General features: G+C 61.1%; 23 protein-coding genes. 6 read left to right on the top strand and 17 right to left on the bottom strand.

Annotation, left to right across the window (positions count from 1 at the left end; genetic code table 11):
- Positions 1–102 precede the first annotated feature (102 nt).
- The 8 genes from zapE to ACM6I5_RS08070 form a co-directional block, all read right to left on the bottom strand.
- Positions 103–1,233 (bottom strand): cell division protein ZapE, encoded by a 1,131-nt coding sequence (zapE, locus tag ACM6I5_RS08105; protein ID WP_414883522.1) that lies wholly within the window; start codon positions 1,231–1,233, stop codon positions 103–105.
- 229 nt (positions 1,234–1,462) lie between these two features.
- Entirely contained in the window at positions 1,463–2,509 is a 1,047-nt protein-coding gene (locus ACM6I5_RS08100; RefSeq protein ID WP_017339845.1) for an ABC transporter substrate-binding protein, read from the bottom strand.
- A gap of 18 nt (positions 2,510–2,527) precedes the next feature.
- Positions 2,528–3,643, bottom strand: coding sequence for an NAD(P)/FAD-dependent oxidoreductase (locus tag ACM6I5_RS08095; RefSeq protein WP_017339844.1), 1,116 nt, complete (start codon positions 3,641–3,643; stop codon positions 2,528–2,530).
- Complete coding sequence (locus ACM6I5_RS08090) at positions 3,640–4,995, bottom strand: FAD-dependent oxidoreductase (RefSeq protein WP_414883521.1); 1,356 nt, start codon at positions 4,993–4,995, stop codon at positions 3,640–3,642. The genes ACM6I5_RS08095 and ACM6I5_RS08090 overlap by 4 nt, the downstream gene beginning before the upstream one ends.
- 157 nt (positions 4,996–5,152) lie before the next feature.
- Positions 5,153–5,443: a (2Fe-2S)-binding protein gene (locus ACM6I5_RS08085; RefSeq protein ID WP_017339842.1), complete on the bottom strand. Its 291-nt coding sequence runs from the start codon at positions 5,441–5,443 to the stop codon at positions 5,153–5,155.
- Positions 5,444–5,450: 7 nt separating this feature from the next.
- A complete protein-coding gene (locus ACM6I5_RS08080) occupies positions 5,451–6,245 on the bottom strand; it encodes an ABC transporter permease (RefSeq protein ID WP_414880111.1) in 795 nt (264 codons plus the stop codon).
- Positions 6,246–6,251: 6 nt separating this feature from the next.
- Positions 6,252–7,121: an ABC transporter permease gene (locus tag ACM6I5_RS08075; protein WP_414883520.1), complete on the bottom strand. Its 870-nt coding sequence runs from the start codon at positions 7,119–7,121 to the stop codon at positions 6,252–6,254.
- A complete protein-coding gene (locus ACM6I5_RS08070; RefSeq protein WP_414883519.1) occupies positions 7,118–8,137 on the bottom strand; it encodes an ABC transporter ATP-binding protein in 1,020 nt (339 codons plus the stop codon). Before ACM6I5_RS08070 ends, ACM6I5_RS08075 begins: the two co-directional genes overlap by 4 nt.
- Positions 8,138–8,378: 241 nt before the next feature.
- Between ACM6I5_RS08070 and ACM6I5_RS08065 the strand changes: the two genes are divergently transcribed.
- Positions 8,379–9,215 carry an IclR family transcriptional regulator gene (locus ACM6I5_RS08065; RefSeq protein WP_414883518.1) on the top strand — a complete coding sequence of 279 codons (837 nt, stop codon included), beginning with the start codon at positions 8,379–8,381 and terminating at the stop codon, positions 9,213–9,215.
- A gap of 39 nt (positions 9,216–9,254) precedes the next feature.
- On the opposite strand, the gene ACM6I5_RS08060 is transcribed toward ACM6I5_RS08065, so the two are convergent.
- Both ACM6I5_RS08060 and ACM6I5_RS08055 read right to left on the bottom strand, forming a co-directional pair.
- Entirely contained in the window at positions 9,255–10,007 is a 753-nt protein-coding gene (locus tag ACM6I5_RS08060) for an anti-sigma factor family protein (RefSeq protein WP_017339837.1), read from the bottom strand.
- The gene (locus ACM6I5_RS08055; protein ID WP_414880107.1) at positions 10,004–10,510 is read right to left on the bottom strand and encodes an RNA polymerase sigma factor; all 507 of its coding nucleotides are present in this window, start codon (positions 10,508–10,510) and stop codon (positions 10,004–10,006) included. The genes ACM6I5_RS08060 and ACM6I5_RS08055 overlap by 4 nt, the downstream gene beginning before the upstream one ends.
- Before the next feature lie 156 nt (positions 10,511–10,666).
- Here ACM6I5_RS08055 and ACM6I5_RS08050 point away from each other — a divergent pair, with 156 nt between their 5' ends.
- Entirely contained in the window at positions 10,667–11,752 is a 1,086-nt protein-coding gene (locus ACM6I5_RS08050) for a catalase family peroxidase (protein WP_414883517.1), read from the top strand.
- Entirely contained in the window at positions 11,749–12,294 is a 546-nt protein-coding gene (locus ACM6I5_RS08045; protein WP_017339834.1) for a cytochrome b, read from the top strand. The genes ACM6I5_RS08050 and ACM6I5_RS08045 overlap by 4 nt, the downstream gene beginning before the upstream one ends.
- 98 nt (positions 12,295–12,392) lie before the next feature.
- On the opposite strand, the gene ACM6I5_RS08040 is transcribed toward ACM6I5_RS08045, so the two are convergent.
- Positions 12,393–13,622 carry an MFS transporter gene (locus tag ACM6I5_RS08040; protein WP_414883516.1) on the bottom strand — a complete coding sequence of 410 codons (1,230 nt, stop codon included), beginning with the start codon at positions 13,620–13,622 and terminating at the stop codon, positions 12,393–12,395.
- Positions 13,623–13,716: 94 nt separating this feature from the next.
- Here ACM6I5_RS08040 and ACM6I5_RS08035 point away from each other — a divergent pair, with 94 nt between their 5' ends.
- Complete coding sequence (locus ACM6I5_RS08035; RefSeq protein WP_017339832.1) at positions 13,717–14,163, top strand: winged helix-turn-helix transcriptional regulator; 447 nt, start codon at positions 13,717–13,719, stop codon at positions 14,161–14,163.
- Positions 14,164–14,244: 81 nt separating this feature from the next.
- Here ACM6I5_RS08035 and ACM6I5_RS08030 read toward each other — a convergent pair whose 3' ends face one another.
- Together ACM6I5_RS08030 and ACM6I5_RS08025 are read right to left on the bottom strand one after the other, a co-directional pair.
- Positions 14,245–15,396 carry a M14-type cytosolic carboxypeptidase gene (locus ACM6I5_RS08030; RefSeq protein WP_414883515.1) on the bottom strand — a complete coding sequence of 384 codons (1,152 nt, stop codon included), beginning with the start codon at positions 15,394–15,396 and terminating at the stop codon, positions 14,245–14,247.
- A gap of 484 nt (positions 15,397–15,880) precedes the next feature.
- Positions 15,881–16,222 (bottom strand): DUF6124 family protein, encoded by a 342-nt coding sequence (locus ACM6I5_RS08025; protein ID WP_017339830.1) that lies wholly within the window; start codon positions 16,220–16,222, stop codon positions 15,881–15,883.
- A gap of 129 nt (positions 16,223–16,351) precedes the next feature.
- On the opposite strand from ACM6I5_RS08025, the gene ACM6I5_RS08020 reads away from it, so the two are divergent.
- Entirely contained in the window at positions 16,352–16,999 is a 648-nt protein-coding gene (locus tag ACM6I5_RS08020) for a LexA family protein (RefSeq protein WP_017339829.1), read from the top strand.
- A gap of 39 nt (positions 17,000–17,038) precedes the next feature.
- Here the strand turns inward: ACM6I5_RS08020 and ACM6I5_RS08015 are convergent, their stop codons facing one another.
- Genes ACM6I5_RS08015 through ACM6I5_RS08000 form a run of 4 tightly spaced genes read right to left on the bottom strand, consistent with a single transcriptional unit; the run spans position 17,039 to position 22,607 of the window.
- A complete protein-coding gene (locus ACM6I5_RS08015) occupies positions 17,039–18,994 on the bottom strand; it encodes an acetyl/propionyl/methylcrotonyl-CoA carboxylase subunit alpha (RefSeq protein WP_414883514.1) in 1,956 nt (651 codons plus the stop codon).
- Complete coding sequence (locus ACM6I5_RS08010) at positions 18,994–19,809, bottom strand: gamma-carboxygeranoyl-CoA hydratase (protein ID WP_017339827.1); 816 nt, start codon at positions 19,807–19,809, stop codon at positions 18,994–18,996. The genes ACM6I5_RS08015 and ACM6I5_RS08010 overlap by 1 nt, the downstream gene beginning before the upstream one ends.
- 13 nt (positions 19,810–19,822) lie before the next feature.
- Positions 19,823–21,430, bottom strand: a complete 1,608-nt coding sequence (locus ACM6I5_RS08005; RefSeq protein ID WP_017339826.1) for a carboxyl transferase domain-containing protein — start codon at positions 21,428–21,430, stop codon at positions 19,823–19,825.
- A 13-nt stretch (positions 21,431–21,443) separates the two neighbouring features.
- Positions 21,444–22,607: an isovaleryl-CoA dehydrogenase gene (locus tag ACM6I5_RS08000; protein ID WP_017339825.1), complete on the bottom strand. Its 1,164-nt coding sequence runs from the start codon at positions 22,605–22,607 to the stop codon at positions 21,444–21,446.
- Positions 22,608–22,938: 331 nt separating this feature from the next.
- Here ACM6I5_RS08000 and ACM6I5_RS07995 point away from each other — a divergent pair, with 331 nt between their 5' ends.
- Entirely contained in the window at positions 22,939–24,630 is a 1,692-nt protein-coding gene (locus ACM6I5_RS07995; RefSeq protein WP_414883513.1) for an AMP-binding protein, read from the top strand.
- Positions 24,631–25,130: the final 500 nt, after the last annotated feature.

Raw genomic sequence — 25,130 nt, 5'->3', positions numbered from 1 at the left:
CGCTATTGATCGAAGGTAGGGCGCGGGGGCCTGAAAAAGGGCGACATGATAGCGGTAAAGATGCGGTGACGGTCAGGAACTCTGCGCGAGCAAGCCCTGTGGTCAGACCGGTTCCCTGACCTCCACCAACTGCCCCAGCCGGCTGCGGGTGCGTGCCAGATCAATGGCATCGCCGCCCAGGTTCTCGCGCAACGACCGCTGGCCCAGCAGGATCAAATGCTTGTCCTGGTCATACAAAACGTCCACCAGATTGATGAAGCGCTGCTGCGCGGCGATCGGGCAGTCGGCGAGGTTGGGCAGCCCGTCGATGATCCAGTGATCGAAACGGCGGCACAGTTCCAGGTAATCCATGACCGCGGTGGGGTGGTCGCACAGGTCGGCGAAGGTGAATCCGATGGTGCGTCCTTTGCAATACCGGGCTGGAAGATGTCGAGCCCCGACGGGCAGAGCAATGGCCGGCGCGTCGGGTTCGGGCAGGTTGAACGCCTGACGCTGTGCCACGGTGGCCGGCCAAATGTAGTGGCCTTGGGTAAACAGCTGCTGGGCGTGATGTCTCGCCTGACTGCGGTAATCGTGAGGGCCGCCGACTTCCATCACTTGCATGCGGGCGTTGATCAAGTCGATCACCGGTTTGAAACGCGCATGGTAGAGCGGGTTGGGCAGCAAGCCTTCGGGTGGGTAATTCGACGTGACCAACAGCAGGATGCCGCGGCGGAACAGGGCCTTGAACAACCGCGTAATGAGCATTGCATCGCCGATGTCATGGACGTGAAACTCGTCGAAGCACAGGACCCGGCAATCGCTCAGCAGCTCGTCCAGCGTGGTCGCCAGCGCATCAGGGTGGTCGCGATGACTGAACATGCCCTGGTGCAGGCGGGCGAAAAACTCATGAAAGTGCAGGCGCTGTTTTTCCGCGATGGGCACGGCCTGGAAAAAACCGTCGAGCAACCAGCTCTTTCCGCGACCGACGGCGCCATGCAGGTAAAGCCCCGGCAATGGTTTCGATGAAGTACCAAGCAGCACCGCGGCGTGCTGCGCCATGCAGTCGATCACGCGCTGTTGGCTGTGGCTGAGTGTGTAACCCTGGGAATGAGCCTTGTGGCGAAAGTAGTCGTGGACGGCGCGTCCCGTCGCGCAATGACTGGCGGAGGCGGTCGATGCCTTGCCGAAGAGGCGGCGCAGCGCAGGCCAGCGTGGTGTGAATCGCGAACGGTCAGGCGGTCGAACGGCCACTGATATCACCCCGTTATCGTCAGGCAGGCTCACCGAGCTGCGGCGGCGTAGTGTAACCAATACGGGAAATTGGCTGCCAGTTGTGTAGACAAGTGCGGGGTGCAAAACGGGGGGCTGGCGGTGAAGTTTGTTACTTGGCGCGGACCTGTAGGCGCGGGCAAGTCGAATCGTCGCACCGCCGCTCCCACAGGGTTTTGCATTGTTTTACTGACAGTGCCGCGTCAGTTGCCTACCGCTCGATACTGCGATTCCACCGCGCATTCCACGCCGGGCGCTGTTCGTTGACCTGATCCCAGTCGATGGCAATCGCCGTTGTCAGGTACTGCTTCATCGCCTCGACCTGGCCGCGAGTCTTGTCGGTGGTCGGGGTATTCGGGTTGGACGGGATCTGATCGCCATCTTCAAGCGCAGCGGCTTGCGCCTCGGGCGTCAGCAGAAACGCGGCGAGCTTCTGTGCCAGTTCCGGCTGGGTGTTGTTGGCGATGGCGCATTCGGCAACGTTGAGCACCACCGCGCCTTCCTTCGGTTGCGCGTACTCGATCGGCATGCCTTTGAGTTTCAGCGCCGTGACTTGCGTCGGTGTCAGCGGGAACAGCGCCGCTTCGTCGGTCTGGAGCATTTCGGAAATCTTCGCCGAGCTCGGAATGTATTCCAGCACGTTGCGTCCGACAGTGTTCGGCCACGCCTTGAAGCCGGGTTCGACGTCGGTTTCGCTGCCACCCTGAATCCGGTTGAACATCAGGAAACCGTGCAGGCCGAAGGTTGACGAGGCCATCGACTGGAACACCAGTTTGTCCTTGAAACGCGGGTCGGCCATGTCCATCCACGAGGTCGGCGCGGCCCAGCCTTTTTCCTTGAACAATCGCGTGTTGTACGCCAGCCCCGTGACACCGAGGCTGACCGCCACGGCCTGGTCCTTGATACGGCCCTTGGCCGGAATCTGCGCCAGGGTCGGGCTGTCCTCGAGTTTGTCGCACAGGCCCATGGCGATGGCGCGGTACATGATGCCGTCGTCGAGGAACATCACGTGCATCTGCGGGTTGCCTTTGCTGGCCTGGACCTTGGCCAGGATATCGGCGGAGGTGCCGGGCACAATCACCACTTTGACGTTGTTGGCTTTCTCGAACACCGGCAGCACCTTGTCGGCGTAGAGCCGCTCCATGGTCCCGCCGTTCATGCCGAGGTAAAGCGTCGGCTCGGCCTGGGCCTGGGTGACCGTGAGCAAGGCGCCCAAGCAGGACATACCGAGCAGTGCAGTGCGTTTGACGTTATTCATTGGCGCGACCTTCCTCTATCAAGCAACGGAGATGGAGTGAAACCGGGTGATGGAAAACGCATCCAGCGACGTGGTTGAAGCGCCGCTGCAGATGATCTCGGTGAGCGCCTGGCCCACCGCAGGACCGATCTGGAAACCTGCGCCGGCAAAGCCGAACGCGTGCAACAGACCGGGTTGAGTGCCACTGTGGCCGATCACCGGCTGGCGGTCGGGCAGGTAACCTTCGGTGCCGCTCCAGGTACGAATCGCCTGGGCGCCTTCAAGAAACGGGTAGAGCTCGACCGCCTGGCGCAGGATCTCGATCACCGCGTGTTGACCGGGGCGGGCGCGGGCGTCGTCGAGGGCAAAGCCCTGACCGCCGCCCAACACACAATTGCCGCGCGCGACCTGGCGCGCATAGATGCCGCCGCCCTCGACACCGGTGCTGGCGTTCATCACCCACGGCAGCGGCTCGGTGACCAGCATCGCCGGGTGCCCGGCGTGCATCGGCACGGCTTCGCCGAATTGCTCGGCCAGTTTTCCCGCCCACGCGCCGGCGCAGTTCAACACCCAGGGGGCCCGCAGTTCGAGACCGTTTTGAGTGCTGATGCGAAAGCGCTGGCCGTCGTGCTCCACCGCGCCCACCGCGCATTGTTCATGGACCTGCGCGCCGTGGCGCCGTGCTGCACGGGCAAACGCTGGCGATACCAGGCGCGGGTTGGCGTGACCGTCATCCGGACAAAACGAGGCACCGACCGCCACCTCGCCGACCCACGGAAAGCGCGCGCGCAATTCACTGCGATCGAACACCTGCAAATCGAGGCCAAAGCCCTGACTGCTGGCGGCATAGTCCTGCAACGCGCGCAGGTCATCGAGGCTGCGCGCCAGTTTCAAGTGGCCGCTGCGCTGGTACTCGCCGTCAATGCCGATCAACTGCGGCAACCGGCTCCAGATCTCGTGGGCACGTTGCGACAGCGGCAGTTGCGACAGCGGTCGGCCCTGGCGGCGCACGCCACCGTAGTTCACGCCGCTGGAATGCGAGCCGCAAAAATCCCGTTCCAGCAGCACCACGCGACGGCCCGCCTGGCTCAGGAAAAGCGCCGCGGAAGCCCCGACAATGCCGCCGCCAATGATCACTGCATCGACTTCGATCATGGTTCGATCTCCAGACCAAACGGCAACGGTTTGATCGGCGCCTGCGCTCGCAGTCGACCGATCCCGGACACCGCCCGCTGACTTTCGCAGGCGATGATTTCCGCCGCCGCGGCACCACACATCCGACCCTGGCAGCGGCCCATGCCGACCCGGCAATGGGCCTTGACCCGATTGATTTCCCAATGGCCTTCGCGCACCACTTCGCGGATGTCCCCGGCGCGCACTTCTTCGCAGCGACAGATCATTACGTCGTCAGCGGTATCGGCCGCCCAGTTTTCGGGGAATACGAAAGCGCGTTCCAGACCATGACGGAAGGTATCGATCCGTCCAAGTGCCTGCTCCAATTGCCTGCCACGCTGCGGCGCGATCGGGTAGTCGTTGTCTTCGAGCAAGGCGAGGGCGGCGCGTTCGCCGGCCATTTCCGCCGCGTCGGCGCCCATGATGCCGGCGCCGTCACCGGCCAGGTAAACCTCGGCGACACTGCTGCGACCGGTGCTGTCGCGTTGCGGCAGCCAGGCGCGGTTGAGCGGGTTCCAGGCGAATGCGCAGCCGAGCAGATCCGCCAGTTGGGTTTCGCTGCGCAGGCCGTGGGCGAAGGCCACGGCATCACAGTCCAGCGAATGCTCGCCGCTTGAGTTGGACCAGCTCAGCGACTGCACCCGTTGTTCGCCGTTGATGCGTTTCAGGGTTGCACCCTGATGCACCGGGATGCCGTGGGCGGTCAACCAGCTGCGGTAATAGATGCCTTTGGCCAATGTGCCCGGTTGCGACAGCAGGACGGGCAGGGCACGGGCCTGAGCGCTGAACGGCGAGCTGTCGAGTACCGCAACCACTTTGGCGCCGGCCTTGGCATATTGATACGCCACCAGATACAGCAACGGACCGCTGCCGGCGAACACCACTCGTTCACCGATGGCGCAGCCCTGGAATTTCAGGGCGATCTGCGCGGCGCCGAGGCTATAGACACCCGGCAGCGTCCAGCCCTGTACCGGCAAAACCCGGTCGGTGGCGCCGGTGGCGACGATCACCCGAGAGAATTCCAGGCGTGCCGCGCAGCCCTCGTGCAAGGTGTCGAGTGCACCGTCTTCGGCGTTCCACACCAGGGTGTCGGGACGGTAATCGAGCTGGTCGCGCAACTCATCAATGGTTTGATGCAACGCCTGCGCCTTGCGGGCTTCGAAGCCATACAGCTTGACCGCCGAACGTTTGAAATTCGCCGGCTGACGCCGATAAATCTGCCCGCCGCCGCGTGCGGCTTCGTCCAGCAGAATCGGGCGTATGCCATGCGCAACCAAAGTCTGCGCCGCACGAATCCCGGCCGGCCCGGCACCGATGATCACCATGGACTTCATACCCACCCCCCTTGAGCCAACCACCGCTGAAACCCCGTGGGCGCCAGCCTGCTGGCGATGACGGTGGCACATTCAAAAATGAGAGAGGCTGATGCTCCGCCATCGCCAGCAGGCTGGCTCCCACAGGTGATTGGGGAGAGGCAGTTGAAAGCTGGGTTCATAGGGCACGCCCCGGTTCGCGGCTGATGTGTTGGCCGGCTTCGAGCAACGTCGAACACGCGCGCACCCGCCGACCATCGCCCAGCCGAACCCAGCAGTCCTGGCACGCCCCCATCAAGCAAAACCCGGCGCGAGGCTCGGCGCTGAAATCGCTGCCGCGCAAATGCTCGCTGCACGTCAGCACCGCGGTCAGCACGGTGTCGCCGAGCAGCCCGCTGGCCGGTTGGCCGTCGAGGGTAAAGTCCAGGGCCGGGCGGTCGCCTTCGGCCAGTCGTTTCAGCAGAGCCATGGCGCCCTCATTGTTTACCCACCAGAACCCGATCCAGGCCGTACACCCGGTCGAGCAGAATCATGGTCGCCGCGGTCAGCGCAATCACCAGGGCCGATACCGCCGCCATCATCGGATCGATGGATTCGGTGGCGTACACGTACATGCGCACCGGTAAGGTTTGCGTGGCCGGCGAGGTGACGAAGATCGACAGCGTGACCTCGTCAAAACTGTTGATGAACGCCAGCAGCCAGCCACCGGCGACCCCCGGCAAAATCATCGGTAAGGTGATCTGGCGGAACAGCGTGAAGCGCCCGGCACCCAGCGATTGCGCGGCGTGTTCGGCGCTGCGATCCAGGCCGATGGCCGACGCCAGCACCAGACGCAACACATACGGTGTGATCACCAGCACGTGAGCAAAAATCAGCCAGGCGAAGCTGCCGTTGACGCCCATCAGCGCGAACAGACGCAGCAGGGCAACCCCCAGCACCAGGTGCGGAATGATGATCGGCGACAGGAACAGGCCGTTGAAAAAGTCCCGGCCGGGGAACTCGAAGCGAGTGATCGCCAACGCTGCCGGCACTGCAATCAACGTCGCCAGACTGGCGGCGCTGAACGCCAGGATCAGGCTGTTGTAAAACGAATCGACAAAGTCGGCGCGCTCGAACACCGCACGGAACCAGCGCAAGGAAAATTCCGTGGTCGGCAGGCTCAACGTGTTTTCCGGGGTGAACGCGACGAGGCACACCACCACCAGCGGCGCCAACATGAACACGACCACCAGGGTATGGAACAGCAGGGCGAAAGGACCGTTCTTGGACATGACGAGTTATCCCAATGACTTCTTGTAGCGGCCTTCGATCATCCGGTTCCACGACAGCATGATCAGCAGGTTGAGCAACAGCAGCGCGACGGCGATGGCCGCGCCCATCGGCCAGTTGAGTTCCGACAGGTACTGGTCGTAGATCAGCGTGGCGACCATCTTGATGCGGCGCCCGCCGAGCAGGCCGGGAATGGCGAAGGAGCTGGCGGCGAGGCCGAACACGATCAATGTGCCGGAGAGCACGCCGGGCATGATCTGCGGCAGCACCACTTTGCGCATCACCGTGAGATGGCTGGCGCCCAGGGACAACGCCGCTTGTTCGGCGGCGGGGTCGAGTTTCTGCAGCGAGGTCCAGACCGGAATGATCATGAACGGCAGCATGACGTGGACCAGCGCGATCACTACCGCGAACGGTGTGTAGAGCAGCTTCACCGGTGAGCCACCGAAGGCTTGCAGGGTCTGGTTGACCAGGCCGTCGGCGCCGAGCAACAGGCTCCAGCCGAAGGCGCGCACCACCACCGAAATCAGCAACGGCGTGAGGATCAGAATCAGGAAAATCGAGCGCCAGGGCGCGCCCATGCGGCTGAGGATGTAGGCCTCGGGCACGCCGATCACCACGCACAGCAGGGTGGTCAGAGCGCTGATCCACAACGTGCGCAGGAAAATTTCGTAGAAGTACGGGTCACCCAGCAGGCTGCTGTAATGGTCGACGGTGTAGGCGTTACCGTTGATGCCCGAGCTGTAGTCGAAGACGTTGAACGACAACACCAGCGTCAGCAGCAGCGGGATCACCAGCAGGCAGACGTACAACGCCAGCGCCGGTGCCGACAACAGGTAACCCTGGCGTCCCTGGCGAAGGGCGACGAGCGTGCTCATGCTGACACCTCGTCGACACTCAGCACCCGCAGGAGCGCCGCGTCCCAGTCGAGGCCGACGGCCGTGCCTTCGTTCATCGGCGCCGAGCCATCGTTGCGGCGCACCACGCAGAGCTCGCCCAGGGGCGTGGAGACGCCGTAGAGCCATTGGCTGCCGAGGAAGAAGCGGCTGACGATCTGGCCTTGCAGACGGCCGTGATCTTTTTCCCGCAGATCGATTTTTTCCGGGCGCAGGCTGAGGGTCAGTTCACCGCCGCTGCGCACCTGAATCACACCCGCACTGTCACGCTCGCCGGGCAGCAGATTGGCCTTGCCGACGAAGCCGGAAATGAATTCGGTGCGCGGGTGTTCGTAAAGGGTGTAGGGCGCATCGATCTGGGTAATGCGCCCGGCCTGCATCACCACCACGCGGTCGCTGATGGACAGCGCTTCGGACTGGTCGTGGGTGACCATCAACGTGGTGATTCCGACTTCGCGCTGGATGCGGCGGATCTCGAACTGCATCTCTTCGCGCAGGTTGGCGTCGAGGTTGGACAACGGCTCGTCCAGCAACAGCACCGGCGGCTCGATCACCAGCGCTCGGGCCAGGGCAACACGCTGGCGCTGACCGCCTGACAGTTCTCGTGGGTAACGCTCGGCGTGCTGGTCCAGACGCACCAGTTTCAGCACCCGGTCCACACGCTGCTGCAACTCGCCGTTGGGCACCTTGCGCATGCGCAGGCCGAAGGCGACGTTGTCTTTGACGGTCATGTGCGGGAACAGTGCGTAGCTCTGGAACACCACACCCAAACCGCGGCTGGCAGGTTTGGCGTGGGTGATGTCGCGACCGTCGAGCAAAATGCGCCCGCTGGTGACTTCGACGAAGCCGGCGATCATTTGCAGGGTGGTGGTTTTGCCGCAGCCGGAGGGGCCGAGCAGGGAAACGAACTCACCTTTCTCGACCGAGAGGTGGGTGGCGACGACGGCGTCGATCTCACCGTAGCGTTTGCCGAGTCCTTCAAGTTGCACAAAAGCCATAACTGCGCTCCACCTGAGATTGTTATGCGCGGCCTGAGGTCGCGCTTTTTTGTATGGGCAGATACGAAAGGTGTTGCCGGGTGCGTTGGCGCTCGACTTGAGTCGGCTGCCGCTGTTGTTCGAATCGCCCCTGTGGACGCAGATTAGGACGAAGACTAGGATGGGCTCAATGGCCTATTTCACTGAATCGATGGTTATTTTCAGTTTCATTCAGTGAGTAAATTAATCGTCGAGAAATCACATGACTGATTCCACTGAGCGGAATGAAAATAAAAATGAAGTCGGCGTCGGTGCCGTCTCAAGACTGTTTGCCGTGTTGCGCACGTTGGGTGACACCGTCGAGGGCGGCGAGCGTGTGACGCAACTGGCCCAGCGCATCGGTTTGTCGCAACCGACCACGCACCGTCTGCTGCGCAGCCTGATGGACGAGGGCATGGTCGAGCAGGACGTGCGCAGTAAACGCTATCGCCTGAGCCTGGATTTTTTTGCCCTGGCAGCGCGTGCCGGCAACACCGGAAACCTGCGCGAGCTGGTGCGGCCGTCGTTGCTGCGGCTCTCGGCCTCGTTGGGGGATTCGTTGTTTTTGCTGGCGCGCAGCGGGTTTGATGCGATCTGCCTGGACCGCAGTGAAGGGCCGTTTCCGATCCGTACGTTTACCGGCGACATCGGCGGGCGGGTGGCGCTGGGTGTGGGGCAGGGCAGTCTGGCGATCCTGGCATTCCTGCCGGAAGAGGAACGTGACACGGTGATTCATTACAACTTGCCGCGGCTGAAGGATTTTCACCTGTATGACGAGGTGTTCCTGCGCTCGGAAGTCGAGAACGTGCGTGCCCTCGGTTACGCCGGGCGCAACACCGGCGTGTTGCAGGGCATGGCTGGTGTGGCGGTGCCGATTCTTGATCGTGAAGGGCGGGCGGTGGCGGCGTTGAGTGTTGCCACCGTGAGTGATCGGCTCGGGCCGGATCGTTTGCCCACGGTAGTGGACATGCTCAAGCGCGAAGCGGCGCTGATCGGGCCGCGGATCAATCCGTTTGATCCGCTGTTGCGCCGGCCATCTCAAGTCTTCGGGCAGGGTTGAATACGGTTAACAATCCTCCCACAGGGGACGGTGGTGTATTCAGAACTGCACGGTTTGCTTGAGCATTTTCGCCGCAGGCGTGTCTGTCGGGCTGACCATCGCGTAGTTGTAACCGCTCCCCGACCAATACTCGGCCTGTAATTCACCGTCACTGCGACTGCCCCTCGGCAGCAGGAAGTTTCTCGGTCCCGGCGGGCGCACGTAGAAGCTGACTTTGTGCCCGCTGCGATCCTCGTAAACCACCATCGCCGCCGGCCCTTGTTCGGTGCTGAGCAAGCGCCCGCTGACCGGTTTGAACCCTGCGCCGGACAGGTCCGGCAAGCGATGGGCCTGGGTGAAATAACGGTCGAGCCAGCCCTGCATATCACCGTCGTCGCTGACCTTGTAATCGGCCGGCAGCATGCCTTGCTGGGCAAACAGCCGATAAGCCTGCATCGCATCGGCCATCGGTGCCGCAGCGCTGAGGAGGGTCATTTCCCGCGCCTGCCAGCCGCCGATTCCGCCGATGCTCACAGCGATCAGCAACACCGCAGCGCTGGCCAGGTGACGGCGTGATTGGCGCTTGAGGCGTTGGCGAATCAGCGCCGGGTCGAGGTCCGGGTTGGCCGGTTGCTGCAATGCGCCGCTGAGGGCCGCGCGCAGTTGCTGGGCGTCCTGCTGCCAAGCGCGGACCTGTGCAGACATTTCCACGTTACCGGCCAGAAAAGTCTCCACCAGGCGTCGGTCGTCATCATTGAGTTGGTGGTCCACATACGCGTGCAGGTCACGCTCGCTCGGGGGCATGCTGATCATTTGAGTCTCCGCAGAGAAGGGCGGGTGATTTCGCCGTCGCTGAGTTGGCGCAAGGCCTGGCGGGCGCGGGACAGGCGCGACATCACGGTGCCGACGGGAACGTCGAGAATCTCGGCGACCTCCTTGTAACTCAGGCCTTCGACCGATACCCAGAGCAACAAGGCGCGCTGCTCGGTGTTGAGCTGATCGAAGGCTTGCAAGGTCGATTGGGCGATCACGGTGCGTTCTACCGACGGTTGGGAATCGTCCCGTCCGGTAAAGAATTCGAGCATCCGCGCATAACGCCGAGCGCGGCGGTGAGCGTCGAGAAACTGCCGATAGAGAATCGAAAACAGCCAGGCCCGCAAGTCGCCCTCGGGACGCTTTTCGCTCCAGCTCGACAGCGCCCGCTCAAGGCACGACTGCACCAGATCGTCGGCGCTGCTGGGGTTGCGCGTCAACGACACGGCAAACCGGCGCAATCTGGGAATGATTTCACTCAGTTGTTCGTCGATATCGTTCATCACATTCTGACTAGTCACTACGCTGGACTAGGGAGACGCCCGGGACTCGAGGTTATTCCACGCTCGAAAAAATAAATACCGAGCGATGGAATAAACCCGCATGGCGTTCGTCTGCTTGATCCTTCTCACTTGTGGCCGATGGCCCTGGAGTCTTTCATGGTAGATCGCTCATCACCGCCCACCCGGCCACCGTTGAGTGCCGCGAGCCTGACGTTGCGCCTGGCCGGCATTGCCGTGGTGATCGCTGTCGTGGCCGGGGCTTTTGCCTACGTCAACGGCACCTTTGACCCACAGCGCCTGACGCCGAAAAAACTGATCAACGTGTTGGAAACCAACAATGGCGTGCACCCGGGGTTCCGGCGTAATCACTCCAAAGGGGTATGCGTGATCGGGCACTTCGAGAGCAGCGGTGAAGCGCGCAGTTATTCCAGCGCTCAGGTGTTCAATGACGCGCGGACTCCGGTTGTGGGGCGTTTCGCGTTGCCGGCCGGCAATCCTTACGCACCGGACAACAGCGTGCCGATCCGCAGTCTCGCACTGCGTTTCACCCAGGCCAACGGCCAGCAGTGGCGTACCGGGATGAACAGCATGCCGGTGTTCCCGGTGGGCACGCCTGAAGCGTTTTACCAATTGCAGCAGGCCCAGTCGCCAGACCCGGCCACCGGCAAACCGAACCCGGCAGCGGTGCCGGCGTTCTTCGGTGCACACCCGGAAGCCGCGCCGTTCCTGGCCTGGATCAAAACCGCCAAGCCGTCCGCCAGTTACGTGACGGAAACCTACAACAGCGTCAATGCGTTTTACCTGGTCAACGCCGCCGGGCAACGGCAAGCGGTGCGCTGGAGCATGGTGCCGGTGGCACAGGACGCAGCAGGTGCCACGGCCCCAGAGGGCGGTGACTTCCTCGAGAAAGACCTGGTTCAGCGGATCGCCGCAGGACCGTTGCGTTGGAAGCTCCAGATCACACTGGCCGACCCCGCTGATCCGGTGAACGACGCCAGCAAAACCTGGCCTGAAGGTCGCAAAGTGGTGAACGCTGGCACGCTGGTGCTCGAAAGCACCCAGCCGCAACTCAATGGCGAATGCCGGGACATCAACTATGACCCGCTGGTCTTGCCATCCGGTATTGAAGGTTCCGACGACCCGTTGCTCGCCGCTCGTTCTGCCGGTTACGCCAGTTCCTACTTGCGTCGCACCAGTGAAGTCAGCCAACTGCCCGCCGCTAAACAGGAGGCTCAACAATGAGCGCCCAACCGAACCACTTCGCGCCACTGGCGCGACTGCTGCACTGGCTGATGGCGTTGATGATCATTGCCATGCTGTTCATCGGCGCGGGCATGGTCGCTTCTGTATCAGAGCGTCATGAATGGCTGATCCATCTGCACAAACCGCTGGGCATTGCGATTCTGCTGCTGGTGATCGTGCGCCTCGGCGTGCGCTTTTCTACCCGACAGCCACCGCTTCCCGCGGACTTGCCCGGCTGGCAGGCGCTGGCGGCCAAGGCTTCGCATGTCTTGCTGTACGCCTTGATGTTTATCCTGCCGCTGCTCGGCTGGGCAATGATTTCGGCGGCGGGCGACCCGGTGATGCTCAGCAGTTCGCTGCAATTGCCCTCGATCGTGCCGGCGAATGCGCAGCTGTTTGCGTTCCTGCGCAAGGCGCACGGGTATCTGGCGTATCTGCTGTTTCTGACCGTGCTGCTGCATCTGGCGGCGGCGTTGTTTCATGGTTGGGTGCGGCGTGATGAGGTGCTGGACAGCATGTTGCGGGGCAAGGATCGCACCTGATTTGATCTGCCGAAATCCATTGTGGCGAGGGGATTCATCCCCGTTGGGCTGCGAAGCAGCCCCAATGCGGTTCGTCAGATAAACCGCAGTGGATGAAATTACGACTGCTTCGCAGCCGAACGGGGATGAATCCCCTCGCCACAGGTTTCGTGTGCTTTCGTGGGCAGCGTCCGCCACCAATAGACCAATGCCACGGCGTTGATACCTGCCCCCAGCAGGCAAACGCCGAGCCACCCGCCCCACGCATACATCGCCGTCGAACCGATCGAACCCAACGCGCAGCCAATCGAATAGAACAGCATGTAACCCGCGGTAAGACGGCTTTGGGCTTCGGGGCGCACGCTGTAGATCATGCTTTGGCTGGTCACGTGCACGGCTTGCAAGCCAAGATCCAGGGTAATCACACCCAGCAACAAGGCCCACAAGGAGGATTGGGTCAGGGCGATCGGCAACCAGGAAACCAGCATCAATAACAGTGACAACCCGCTGGTCCATTGACCCAAACCGCGATCGGCCAGATGCCCGGCACGTGCAGCCGCCAATGCACCGGCAGCACCGGCCAGTCCGAACAATCCGATTTGCGTGTGGGACAACGACAGCGGCGGGGCGCTCAGCGGCAACACCATGGGTGTCCACAGCACCATGGCGCTGGCGAAGGTCAGCAACGCGAGAACCGCCCGTTGACGCAGCACCGGTTCTTCCTTGAACAATGTGAACACCGAACCGAGCAACGTCGCATAAGAACGGGCGGGTTGCGTGTTCTCGTGTTTCGGCAGTACGCGAAACAGCAGCAACGCCATCACAAGCGTCAACCCCGCCGACAACAGATAAATCGACCGCCACCCTGCCAGATCAGCCATCCCACCCGCGACTGTCCGGGCCAGCAGAATGCCAATAACAATGCCGCTGGTGACCACGCCGACCACGCGCCCGCGCTGCGCCGGGATGGCCAATGTCGCGGCGTAGGCCACCAACACTTGTGTCACCACCGCCAGTAACCCGGTCAACGTCATCCCGATCAACAACCAGGTACTGTTCGACGCGAGGGCGATCATCAACAAGGTCAGCGCCGACAGCAGGGTTTGCGTGACGATCAAACGTCGACGGTTCAGCAGATCGCCAAGCGGCACCAGCAACAACAATCCGACGCCGTAACCTACCTGGGTGAGCGTGACGACGATGCCGATGGTGGCCGGGTCCATGGCAAATGCCTCGGCCATGGCATCGAGCAAGGGCTGCGCGTAATACACGTTACTGACGGCCAGGCCGCAGGCTACGGCGAACAGCAGTACAACGCCGGTGCTGAGTGTTGTTTGAGTGGGCTTCATGCCGGGCTCCCAAGGTGGTTTCAAAATAAAACCAGTTGTACGGTAAGCAAACTGGTTTTATATTGCAACCACGTTTGTTTTCGAGGGCTCAGTCATGGCCAAACGCACAAGCATGCAAAGCGCCGAATGCCCGGTCGCCCGTTCACTGGATGCCATTGGCGATTGGTGGTCGTTGTTGATCGTGCGCGATGCATTCGACGGCATTCGCCGGTTCGGTGAGTTTCAGCGAAGTCTGGGCATGGCGAAGAATATTCTCTCGGCGCGATTGCGCACGCTGGTGACCCACGGGATTTTCGATCTGGTGCCGGCATCGGACGGCAGCGCCTATCAGGAATATGTGTTGACGGAGAAGGGCAAAGGGTTGTTTCCGCTGATCATTGGTTTGCGGCAGTGGGGCGAGGCGTTCTTTTATGAGGACGGGGAGGCGCACTCGCGGGTGGTTGACCGGGATAATGGTCGACCTGTCCGGGCACTGGAGTTGCGCGCCGAGGATGGGCGCTTGTTGGGACCTGAGGATTGCGTGCGGGTCGCGGCAGAGTAAACACCAAAAGATCGCAGGTTTCGCCCACTCCTGCATTGAACCGTGTAGGAGCTGGCGAAGCCTGCGATCTTTAGATCTTGGTTAGCGCAGGGTGCCGACCATATCCGCAACAGTCGTCAACACATCCTTGCCCAACTGCTTCGACCGCTTGCCCGACCAGCCCGTCAGCGGGTTCGGTGCGTCATCGTTGTCCTTGAACGGCATTTCCAGGGTCAGCGACAGGCAGTCGAATTTCTCGCCAATGCTGTTGCACGCCAGCGTCATGTTGGCTTTGCCCGGCTCGTCGCGGGTGTAGCCGTGTTTGGTCTGGAAGTCTTTGGTCAAATGTTTCAAGTGATCGCGAAAGTGAGTTTCCAGCTTTTCGATCCGCGGCGTGTAGCCAGGGTTGCCTTCGCAACCGGCGGTGAACACGTAAGGGATTTCTTCATCACCGTGGATGTCGAGGAACAGGTCGACACCATATTTTTCCATCTGCTGCTGAACGAACAGGACTTCCGGGCTGACTTCCTGGCTGGCGCTCTGCCAGGCGCGGTTGAGGTCCTGGCCCATGGCGTTGGTGCGCAGATGACCGTGGAAGGCGCCATCCGGGTTCATGTTTGGCACCAGGTACAAATCGGCGCTGGCCAGCAGTGTGTTCAGGACGGGATCGTCGTGCCTTTCCAGGCGTTCGATCACACCTTCCATGAACCATTCGGCCATGTGCTCGCCGGGGTGTTGCTGGGCAATTATCCAGACCTTGCGCTGGCCTTCGGCACCGGTGCCTTTGCGCAGCAACTGAATGTCACGCCCTTCAACGCTTTTGCCGGTGGCCAGCAGTTCGGTGCCGGCCTTGGTCAGCGCCTGCTCGATCAACCAGTCATGGCGGCCACGGCTGTAGGGTTCGAAGTAGGCAAACCAGGCGTGGGTCGCCGTGGCTTCGAGGCTAAAACGCAGGCAGTCGCCTTCGAAAATGGTCGGCACCCGGAACCAGTTGACGTGATCATAGGACGCCACCGCCTGATAACCATCCCAGGCTTTGTTGTATGAGGATTTGCTGGCATTGCTCAGACGAAACCAGTGCTCCTGACCGACGTGCAACCCGCTGGCCTTGAAGTGAAACCACTGGAAATGCTGGCTGCGGGTGTCAGGCTTGATGGCCAGCAACGCTTGCAACGGATTGCTGATATCCAGCACTTCAATATTGCCGCTGTCGAAGTTTGCACTGATGCTGAAAGAGGATTTAGCCACGGTCATAGTCGATTCCTGAATATGATTTTTATGGCTGCTACTTTACACGCTGGGAAGGGAAAAACCGGGGGAAATTGCGGGGTGTAGCGGGGGGCGTCCTCCTTGACGCAGACGCAGCTTAGAGACTGCGCGATTGATTCTCAAGTGCTATTTTTCGCGAGTTTGGGCCAATGTTGCCGGGCTTCTCTTGCCAACAGATATTCTTTTGATATTATCCGCGCCATCGAATTTGCAGCACATAAAGACTTCATTAGCCTGAAGGTCAAGCCAGAATAACTGGCAAAAAAAAAGACCCGGCAAAAAGCCGGGTCAAAAACCGTGATTAGCCTGATGAGGAGATAGTCCAGGAGACCGACCTAAGGTCACTTGGACAATCGACTGATCTCGCGACCAGCTGCATGCAATAATAATCATTCTCGTTTGCAAGTCAAATGATTTTATCTGCGCGATTGGAAAATTCTTTTCGCGCCCTCGAATTACTCCTCCTTTCTTATGCGTGATGATCCTCGTCCAGGGACCGATCCAGCAGCGCCTTGGCCATATCGATCATATGCACCGTCGAAAATGCCAGGGCCCGGTGGACACCGTGCAGACTATTCGCCGATTCGGATGCCGTGGCCGCGGCGCAGCACAGCAGATCTGAAGCACGCACCAGCGCTTCCTCGCTGCTGACGTTGCGGTTCACCTCAAAAAAGCGCTCTTCTTCCACCTCCTCGGACACAGCTGGTTTCAAGTAATAATCCAGTGCCCGTTGTGCGGCAGCCGAGCCTTTTGGCGAGGTGAGGGAGGTGTCGATTTGCAGATCGGGCAGGTCGTTGCTGGGGATAGTCATGGCGATGGCAAGCTCCGTGATAGATTCAGATCCGTGATCCAATCCTAGTACGAAGTGTATTTGTGACGAGAATTTAAATACTACAATTTGTGTTTTGATGGGGAGAGGCGCCCACGTATCGTGCCGCACATGGATAAATGGATTGAATTGGTCAAGGCCAAGATGAGTGAACTCAACGTCACTCAAGAGATACTCGCCGAGCGCCTCGGAATGTCCCAGGGCGGCATCGGCCATTGGCTGAACAAACGCCGCCAGCCGGGCATCGATGACATGAACCGGGTACTACACGCGCTGGGCATGGAATTTCTCGAAGTGGCGCTGGTTATCCGCGAGCCGGACACGTCGAAGGAGGACAGCCAGGATCTGGTGCGAAAGTACAACCCGTACTTCCGCTACCCGGTCAGTGACTGGCGAGAATCCTGCGAGGTGCGCGACGGCGAGCCGACCGTGTATGACAAGGCGCGATTCGAGCTGACCGATTACCACGCTCAGGGCGCGGCGTTCTGGTTGAGGGTGACGGGCGATGCGATGACCGCACCGACTGGCGTCAGTATCGCCGAGGGCATGATGATCCTGGTGGACCCGGCCATTGTGCCGGAGCCCGGAAAACTGGTGATTGCCCAATGGCCGGACAGCACCGAGGCGACCTTTCGCAAGCTGATCGAAGAGGGCGGGCAGCGTTACCTGGTCCCGCTCAATCCGACATATCCGAAAGCCCTTTTCACTGAAGCCTGCCGAATCATCGGCGTAGTGGTTCAGGCAACGGCCAGGTTCTGATCAGATCGGTCCTCGCGAGGCGTAGGACCGATCTTGATGTCAGGCTTCTTCCAGCTCGACCAACGCACTGCCTTCGCTGACCATTTCGCCTTCCTGGCAATACAACGCCTTGATCACCCCGGCGTGTGGCGCACGAATGCTGTGCTCCATCTTCATCGCTTCCAGCACCACCAGTTGCGCCCCGGCTTCGACCGTTTGCCCGGCCTCCACCAGCACCCGCACGATGCTGCCGTTCATGGGGGCGGTCAGTCCGCCGTGATGGCTGTGACTGGCTTCGACGGCGCTGATCGGGTCGTAGGCCTCGATGCGGCGCAATTCACCTTCCCATTGCAGATACACAATGCCGTCGCGGCGGATTGCCCGATGCTGGCGGCGCACGCCGTTGCGTTCGGTGAGCAGTTGCTCGCCCTTGAGTTGCGCGCATTGGGCATTGCGGTCGCCCAACGTCAATGCGCGGTCCTGACCTTCACAACTCAGGTGCAAGGTGATTTCGGTCGGCAGGCCGGACCGAAAACCGTTGCTGTTGGCCCAAGGCGAACTCAGGTCATCGACGCGCGGTGAACGAGGCTGGCTCTGGGCGAACGCCTGCGCCGCGGCTTGCCAGAATTCATCGCTGAGTTCCGAGGGCTCCGGCAGCAGTTGCTCCTGATAACGCGGAATAAACCCGGTATCCAGTTCGGCCGCCGCAAACGCCGGATGACCCACGATTCGACGCAGGAAGTTGATGTTGGTCTTGAGCCCACCAATCGCGAACTCATCGAGCATGCTCAACAAGCGCAGGCGTGCCTGCTCACGATCCTCGCCCCAGGCAATCAGCTTGCCCAGCATCGGGTCGTAGAACGGCGAAATCTCATCGCCTTCTTCAACACCGCTGTCGACTCGACGCCCCGAACCTTCAGCCGACTCTCGATACAACTCCAGACGCCCGGTGGCGGGCAGGAAATCATTGCCCGGATCTTCGGCATACAGCCGCACTTCAATCGCATGCCCGATCAACGGCACCTGATCCTGGGTCATCGGCAGCGCTTCACCGCGCGCCACGCGAATCTGCCAAGCCACCAGATCGAGGCCGGTGATGGCTTCGGTAACCGGGTGCTCGACTTGCAGGCGTGTGTTCATCTCCATGAAGAAGAACTCACCGCGCGCATCCAGCAAGAATTCCACGGTGCCGGCACCGACATAACCGATGGCCTGCGCCGAACGCACAGCAGCTTCGCCCATGGCGCGACGCAGTTCCGGGCTGAGGCCTGGCGCGGGGGCTTCTTCGACGACTTTCTGGTGCCGACGCTGAATCGAGCAATCCCGTTCGTTGAGGTACAGGCAGTTGCCATGCTGGTCGGCGAAAATCTGGATTTCCACGTGGCGCGGTTTCAGCAGGTATTTTTCGACCAGCATCCGCGAATCGCCGAACGAGGATTGCGCCTCACGCTGGGCCGAGGCCAGGGCTTCGGCCAGTTGGCTGACGTCCTCGACCACTTTCATGCCTTTGCCGCCACCGCCCGCCGTTGCCTTGAGCAGCACCGGGTAGCCGATGCGTTCGCAGGCGTCGCGGAAGGTATCGAGGTCTTGAGCTTCGCCGTGATAACCCGGCACCAGTGGCACGCCAGCGGTTTCCATCAAGGCCTTGGCGGCGGACTTGCTGCCCATCGCATCGATGGCCGAGGCGGGCGGGCCGAGGAAAATCAGGCCCGCTGCTTCGATCGCCCGGGCGAACCCGGCGTTCTCGGACAGAAAGCCGTAGCCCGGATGAATGGCCTGAGCGCCGCTGGCTTTGGCGGCAGCGATCAGTTTGTCGATTTGCAGGTAACTGTCGGCGGCCTTGCTGCCGCCGAGGTCGACGCGGATATCCGCTTCGCGGCTATGCCGGGCTTCACGGTCGGTGGCGCTGTGCACGGCGACGGTGGTCAGGCCCAACGCCTTGGCGGTGCGCATCACCCGACAAGCGATTTCGCCACGGTTGGCCACCAGCAGAGAGGTGATAACAGGTGCGCTCATCAACGCGGCTCCTTGGGGGTGGTTTCGGCCTGCCAGCTCGGCGGACGCTTTTGCAGAAAGGCCCGCAGACCTTCCTGGCCTTCGGGGCTGACGCGGATTCGCGCGATGGCATTTTCGGTGTAGCGGCGCAGCGCCGGCGTCAGCGCGCCGTTGCCGACTTCACGCAGCAAGTCTTTGCTGACGCGCATGGCCGCGGGGCTGTTGAGCAGCAGATTGTCGATCCACTGATCGACTTTCTGTTCCAGCTCATTGATCGGATAGCTCTCCGACAACAAACCGATTTCCCGCGCCCGCTGCCCGCCGAAGCGCTCGGCAGTCAGCGCATAACGGCGTGCCGCGCGCTCGCCGATGGCTTGCACCACGAATGGGCTGATCACCGCCGGCGCCAGGCCGATGCGTACTTCCGACAGGCAGAATTGCGCGTCGTCGGCGCCGATCGCCATGTCGCAGCAACTGATCAGGCCCAGCGCGCCGCCGAACGCCGCACCTTGCACCACGGCCAGGGTCGGGACTTTCAGCTTGGCGAGGTTGTACATCAACTCCGCCAGTTCCCGCGCGTCGTCGAGATTGGTGTGGTAATCGAGCTCGGCTGACTGCTGCATCCACGCCAGGTCGGCGCCAGCGCTGAAATGCTTGCCGCGTCCACGCACCAGCAAGAAGCGCAGGCTGGCATCGCCCGAGACCTTGTCCAGGGCGAGGATCAGTTCGCGGATCATTTCAGCGTTGAACGCGTTGTTCTTTTCTTCGCGGCTCAGCCACAGGGTGGCGAAACCCCGCGGGTCGATCTGCAGCTCGAGGGTGTTGAAGTCGCTCATGAGGTTCTCCCGATCACATCCGGAACACGCCGAAGCGGCTCGGTTCGATTGGCGCGTTCAACGACGCGGACAAGGCCAGGGCCAACACGTCGCGGGTTTGTGCCGGGTCAATGACACCGTCATCCCACAGCCGTGCACTGGAGTAGTAAGGGTGACCCTGTTCCTCGTATTGATCGAGGATCGGTTGCTTGATCTCGGCTTCCTGCTCGGCGCTGAAACCCTGGCCACTGCGCTCTGCCTGCTCGCGTTTGACCTGCACCAGAACGCCCGCCGCTTGCTCGGCACCCATCACGCCGATGCGTGCGTTAGGCCACATCCACAGGAAGCGCGGATCGTAGGCCCGCCCGCACATGCCATAGTTACCGGCGCCGAAACTGCCGCCGATGATCACGGTGAATTTCGGCACCTTGGCGCACGCCACGGCGGTCACCAGTTTCGCGCCGTGCTTGGCGATGCCGCCGGCCTCGTATTTCTGGCCGACCATGAAGCCGGTGATGTTTTGCAGGAACAGCAGTGGAATGCCGCGCTGACAGGCCAGTTCGATGAAGTGCGCGCCTTTCTGCGCCGCTTCAGCGAACAGGATGCCGTTGTTGGCGAGGATCGCGATCGGATAACCGTGCAGGTAGGCAAAACCGCACACCAGCGTAGTCCCGAACAGTGCCTTGAATTCATCGAACACCGAGCCGTCCACCAGTCGCGCAATCACTTCGCGCACGTCGAACGGTTGCTTGGCGTCCGCCGACACGACGCCGTACAACTCGTCGCTGCTGTAGAGCGGGGCGATGGGCGTGTGTTGCTGGACTTCACCGAGCTTGCGCCAGTTGAGGTTGGCGATGCTGCGCCGGGCAATGGCCAGGGCGTGTTCATCGCTCTCGGCGTAGTGGTCGGCGACGCCGGAAATCTTGCAATGCACATCGGCGCCGCCCAGATCCTCGGCGCTGACCACTTCACCGGTCGCGGCTTTTACCAGCGGCGGACCGGCAAGAAAGATCGTCGCTTGCTCGCGAACCATGATTGCTTCGTCGGCCATTGCTGGCACGTAGGCACCACCGGCAGTGCACGAGCCCATGACTACCGCGATCTGCGGAATGCCCATGGCGCTCATGTTGGCCTGGTTGAAGAAGATCCGCCCGAAATGCTCGCGGTCCGGGAACACTTCATCCTGGCGCGGCAAGTTGGCGCCACCCGAATCCACCAGATAAATGCACGGCAAGCGATTCTGCTGGGCGATGGTCTGGGCGCGCAGGTGCTTCTTCACGGTCAGCGGGTAATACGAGCCACCTTTCACGGTGGCATCGTTGGCCACGATCATGCATTCGACGCCTTCCACACGGCCGATCCCGGCGATCACGCCAGCGGCCGGCACGTCTTCGCCATACACCTCGTAAGCCGCCAGTTGGCTGATCTCGAGAAACGGTGAGCCCGGATCGAGCAGGCGATTGATTCGTTCACGGGGCAGCAATTTGCCCCGCGAGGTGTGGCGTTCTTGCGCTTTCGGGCCGCCACCTTGCTGCACTTGGGCGAGCAGGGTGTGCAGGGCGTCGACCTGTTTGAGCATCGCCGCGCTGTTGGTCGCGAACTCCGCCGAACGGGGGTTGAGCTGGGTATGCAGGATAGCCATGGACAGCTCCGTCTCAGCGGGTTTCGTTGAACAGTTCGCGACCGATCAGCATGCGACGAATCTCACTGGTGCCAGCGCCGATTTCGTACAGCTTGGCGTCACGCAGCAGACGACCGGCCGGGAATTCGTTGATGTAGCCGTTGCCGCCGAGAATCTGGATCGCGTCGAGGGCCATTTGCGTGGCGCGTTCGGCGCTGTAGAGGATCACGCCTGCGGCGTCCTTGCGGGTGGTTTCGCCACGCTCGCAGGCTTGAGCGACGGCATACAGATAGGCGCGGCTGGCGTTGAGCTGGGTGTACATGTCGGCGACCTTGCCCTGGATCAGCTGGAATTCGCCGATGCTCTGGCCGAACTGCTTGCGGTCGTGGATGTACGGCACGATCAGGTCCATGCAGGCCTGCATGATCCCGGTCGGGCCGCCCGAAAGGACAACGCGTTCGTAATCGAGGCCGCTCATCAGCACTTTCACGCCGCCATTGAGTACGCCGAGAATGTTTTCTTCCGGCACCTCGACGTCATCGAAGAACAGTTCGCAGGTGTTCGAACCGCGCATGCCCAGCTTGTCGAATTTGTTGCTGCGGCTGAAACCTTTCCAGTCGCGTTCGACGATGAAGGCGGTGATACCGTGCGGACCTTTTTCCAGGTCGGTCTTGGCGTAGATCACGTAGGTGTTGGCGTCCGGACCGTTGGTGATCCAGGTTTTGCTGCCGTTGAGCACGTAGTGATCGCCACGTTTGTCGGCGCGCAGTTTCATCGACACCACGTCGGAGCCGGCATTCGGTTCGCTCATGGCCAGGGCGCCGATGTGCTCGCCGCTGATGAGCTTCGGCAGGTATTTGCTTTTCTGTTCGTGATTGCCGTTGCGGTTGATCTGGTTGACGCAGAGGTTGGAGTGCGCGCCGTAGGACAGGGCAACCGACGCCGAGCCCCGGCTGATTTCTTCCATGATGACCACGTGGGCCAGGTACCCCAGGCCAGCACCGCCGTACTCTTCCGGCACGGTAACGCCGAGCAGGCCCATGTCACCGAATTTGCGCCACAGGTCGGCGGGGAACAGGTTGTCGATGTCGATCTGAGCGGCGCGCGGGGCGATCTCTTTGGCGACGAAGGACTGAACCTGATCGCGCAGCATGTCGATGGTTTCACCGAGGGCAAAGTTCAGGGATGGGTAGCTCATGGGGCACCTTTTGGCTTTTTTGTAGGGTGGGGAGGGCCGTGATGCAGCTCTCACCTTTACGTTAACGTAAGCCTGTGACGAATGGCTGTCAATCACCCTTTACGTTAACGTCAACTTGAGCGAGAGTAGAGGCAGTTCTGAAAAGACCAGCGTCGCATTCTGTGGCGAGGGAGCTTGCTCCCGTCCGAGCGCGAAGCGGTCGCAAATCGGCAAGTCAGGTGTAGCAGAAAGCACCCTGGCTGATGATTTCACGACTGCTGCGCAGCCGAACGGGAGCAAGCTCCCTCGCCACACAAGCCTCGCTCCTACAATAAAGACAATAGGGGTCGTCATGGATCAACCCAGTGCAAGCCCGCAACGCAGCTACACCCGTGGTGCTCAGGACAAAGCCTTGCTGGCGATGACCATCGGTCAGGCGTTCGATATCACCGTCGCGAAGTACTCGGCTGGAGAGGCGCTGGTCGTGCGTCATCAACAGCTGCGTTTCACCTGGCAGCAACTGTCCGACGCGGTGGACCTGCATGCCAGGGCATTGCTGGCGCTGGGCCTGCAAGCGGGAGATCGCCTCGGCATCTGGGCACCGAATTGCGCGCAGTGGTGCATCAGCCAGTTCGCCAGCGCGAAGCTCGGCGTGATTCTGGTCAACATCAACCCGGCGTATCGCAGCTCTGAACTCGAATACGTGTTGAAGCAATCGGGTTGCCAATGGCTGGTCTGTGCGGGCTCTTTCAAGACCTCCAACTATCACGGCATGCTGCAAGGGCTGGTGCCCGAGCTGGCTGAGCAATCCATCGGACAGTTACGAAGTGAACGCCTGCCTGACCTGCGCGGGGTCATCAGCCTGGATGCGCAACCGCCATCGGGTTTCCTGCCCTGGTCGCAACTGGCCGATCTCGCGGCCAGCGTGTCCGCCGAACAGTTGCGCGAGCGTCAGGACAGCCTGCACTTCGATCAACCGGTGAACATCCAGTACACCTCCGGCACCACCGGTTTCCCCAAGGGCGCGACCCTCAGCCACTACAACATCCTCAACAACGGTTACATGGTCGGCGAAAGCCTCGGCCTGACCGACCAGGATCGGCTGGTGATCCCGGTGCCGCTGTATCACTGCTTCGGCATGGTCATGGGCAACCTCGGCTGCATCACCCACGGCAGCACCATGATCTACCCCAATGATGCGTTCGATCCGTTGCTGACCCTGACCACTGTCGCCGAGGAGAAAGCCACCGCACTCTATGGCGTGCCGACCATGTTTATCGCAATGCTCGATCAGCCGCAGCGAGCCGAGTTCGACCTGTCGACCCTGCGCACCGGAATCATGGCCGGCGCGACCTGTCCGATCGAAGTGATGCGCCGGGTCATCAATGAAATGCACATGAGTGAAGTGCAAATTGCCTACGGCATGACGGAAACAAGTCCGGTGTCTTTGCAGACCGGTCCTTCAGACGAGCTGGAATTGCGAGTCACCACGGTCGGTCGCACCCAGCCGCAGCTTGAAAGCAAAATCATCGACGAGGCGGGTAACCTGGTGCCGCGCGGCACCATCGGCGAACTCTGCACCCGTGGCTACAGCGTGATGCTCGGCTACTGGAATAACCCGCAAGGTACCGCCGAAGCCATCGATCAGGCGGGCTGGATGCACACCGGTGATCTGGCGAGCATGAATGAAGAAGGCTACGTGTGCATTGCCGGACGCAACAAGGACATGATCATCCGCGGCGGTGAGAATATTTACCCGCGGGAGCTGGAAGAGTTCTTCTTTACCCACCCGGCGGTGGCGGACGTGCAAGTGATCGGCATTCCGTGTTCGCGCTATGGCGAAGAGATTGTCGCCTGGATCAAGTTCCACCCGGGCCACAGCGCCACGGAGCAGGAGCTGCAAGCCTGGTGCAAGGAACGCATCGCGCACTTCAAGACGCCGCGTTACTTCAAGTTCGTCGAGGAGTTTCCGATGACGGTGACCGGCAAGATCCAGAAATTCCGGATGCGCGAGATCAGTATCGAGGAGTTGCGCATCAAGTAGGGTTGATCACAAACCAATGTGGGGGCGGGCTTGCTCGCGAAGGCGATGTGTCAGTCAATGAATGTGTCGACTGATGCATCGCATTCGCGAGCAAGCCCCACATTATGCTTGGGGGAAAACCTGAATCGCAGAAAGCACAAAGGGGAGCCGAAGCTCCCCTTTAATTTTCGTTGCGTGTGCTCTTTTTTTATTATTGAGGGGCGGTCTGTTTTTGTTTTTGGTAACCGTGACCCTTTACCGCTGTTTTTATCGATCCCCATCCGGGATCAAGAGCAAACGTATTTTTTTGAGCGCTGATCTGCTTTTTCGCTGAGCGATCCAACCAGTTCGGGAGCTACCTGAAGGTAGTTTTATTGTTCTCTGCCCGGTTGCGGGTTACTCCGAAAAGCACCCTGAAAAGCACACCTTCTCCAAAAAAATCTGTTAGCTGCGTCTCTGCCGTGTTGTTCTTGTTATGTCAGAGTCGTTTCGTCTTATTTTTATTGGTTTGCTGCTTTTTA

It is taken from the genome of Pseudomonas sp. IT-P171, assembly GCF_949767765.1.
Classification (GTDB): domain Bacteria; phylum Pseudomonadota; class Gammaproteobacteria; order Pseudomonadales; family Pseudomonadaceae; genus Aquipseudomonas; species Aquipseudomonas fluorescens_B.
Note: the sequence above shows the minus strand (reverse complement) of the source record. Positions and strands in the feature narration are given on the sequence as shown.

Excerpts from the sequence above, each read along its gene's own strand:
- ACM6I5_RS08100 (WP_017339845.1), bottom strand. The coding sequence starts at position 2,509 with ATGAATAACGTCAAACGCACTGCACTGCTCGGTATGTCCTGCTTGGGC.
- ACM6I5_RS08095 (WP_017339844.1), bottom strand. The coding sequence starts at position 3,643 with ATGATCGAAGTCGATGCAGTGATCATTGGCGGCGGCATTGTCGGGGCT.
- ACM6I5_RS08090 (WP_414883521.1), bottom strand. The coding sequence starts at position 4,995 with ATGAAGTCCATGGTGATCATCGGTGCCGGGCCGGCCGGGATTCGTGCG.
- ACM6I5_RS08085 (WP_017339842.1), bottom strand. The coding sequence starts at position 5,443 with ATGGCTCTGCTGAAACGACTGGCCGAAGGCGACCGCCCGGCCCTGGAC.
- ACM6I5_RS08080 (WP_414880111.1), bottom strand. The coding sequence starts at position 6,245 with ATGTCCAAGAACGGTCCTTTCGCCCTGCTGTTCCATACCCTGGTGGTC.
- ACM6I5_RS08075 (WP_414883520.1), bottom strand. The coding sequence starts at position 7,121 with ATGAGCACGCTCGTCGCCCTTCGCCAGGGACGCCAGGGTTACCTGTTG.
- ACM6I5_RS08070 (WP_414883519.1), bottom strand. The coding sequence starts at position 8,137 with ATGGCTTTTGTGCAACTTGAAGGACTCGGCAAACGCTACGGTGAGATC.
- ACM6I5_RS08065 (WP_414883518.1), top strand. The coding sequence starts at position 8,379 with ATGACTGATTCCACTGAGCGGAATGAAAATAAAAATGAAGTCGGCGTC.
- ACM6I5_RS08060 (WP_017339837.1), bottom strand. The coding sequence starts at position 10,007 with ATGATCAGCATGCCCCCGAGCGAGCGTGACCTGCACGCGTATGTGGAC.
- ACM6I5_RS08055 (WP_414880107.1), bottom strand. The coding sequence starts at position 10,510 with ATGAACGATATCGACGAACAACTGAGTGAAATCATTCCCAGATTGCGC.
- ACM6I5_RS08050 (WP_414883517.1), top strand. The coding sequence starts at position 10,667 with ATGGTAGATCGCTCATCACCGCCCACCCGGCCACCGTTGAGTGCCGCG.
- ACM6I5_RS08045 (WP_017339834.1), top strand. The coding sequence starts at position 11,749 with ATGAGCGCCCAACCGAACCACTTCGCGCCACTGGCGCGACTGCTGCAC.
- ACM6I5_RS08040 (WP_414883516.1), bottom strand. The coding sequence starts at position 13,622 with ATGAAGCCCACTCAAACAACACTCAGCACCGGCGTTGTACTGCTGTTC.
- ACM6I5_RS08035 (WP_017339832.1), top strand. The coding sequence starts at position 13,717 with ATGGCCAAACGCACAAGCATGCAAAGCGCCGAATGCCCGGTCGCCCGT.
- ACM6I5_RS08030 (WP_414883515.1), bottom strand. The coding sequence starts at position 15,396 with ATGACCGTGGCTAAATCCTCTTTCAGCATCAGTGCAAACTTCGACAGC.
- ACM6I5_RS08025 (WP_017339830.1), bottom strand. The coding sequence starts at position 16,222 with ATGACTATCCCCAGCAACGACCTGCCCGATCTGCAAATCGACACCTCC.
- ACM6I5_RS08020 (WP_017339829.1), top strand. The coding sequence starts at position 16,352 with ATGGATAAATGGATTGAATTGGTCAAGGCCAAGATGAGTGAACTCAAC.
- ACM6I5_RS08015 (WP_414883514.1), bottom strand. The coding sequence starts at position 18,994 with ATGAGCGCACCTGTTATCACCTCTCTGCTGGTGGCCAACCGTGGCGAA.
- ACM6I5_RS08010 (WP_017339827.1), bottom strand. The coding sequence starts at position 19,809 with ATGAGCGACTTCAACACCCTCGAGCTGCAGATCGACCCGCGGGGTTTC.
- ACM6I5_RS08005 (WP_017339826.1), bottom strand. The coding sequence starts at position 21,430 with ATGGCTATCCTGCATACCCAGCTCAACCCCCGTTCGGCGGAGTTCGCG.
- ACM6I5_RS08000 (WP_017339825.1), bottom strand. The coding sequence starts at position 22,607 with ATGAGCTACCCATCCCTGAACTTTGCCCTCGGTGAAACCATCGACATG.
- ACM6I5_RS07995 (WP_414883513.1), top strand. The coding sequence starts at position 22,939 with ATGGATCAACCCAGTGCAAGCCCGCAACGCAGCTACACCCGTGGTGCT.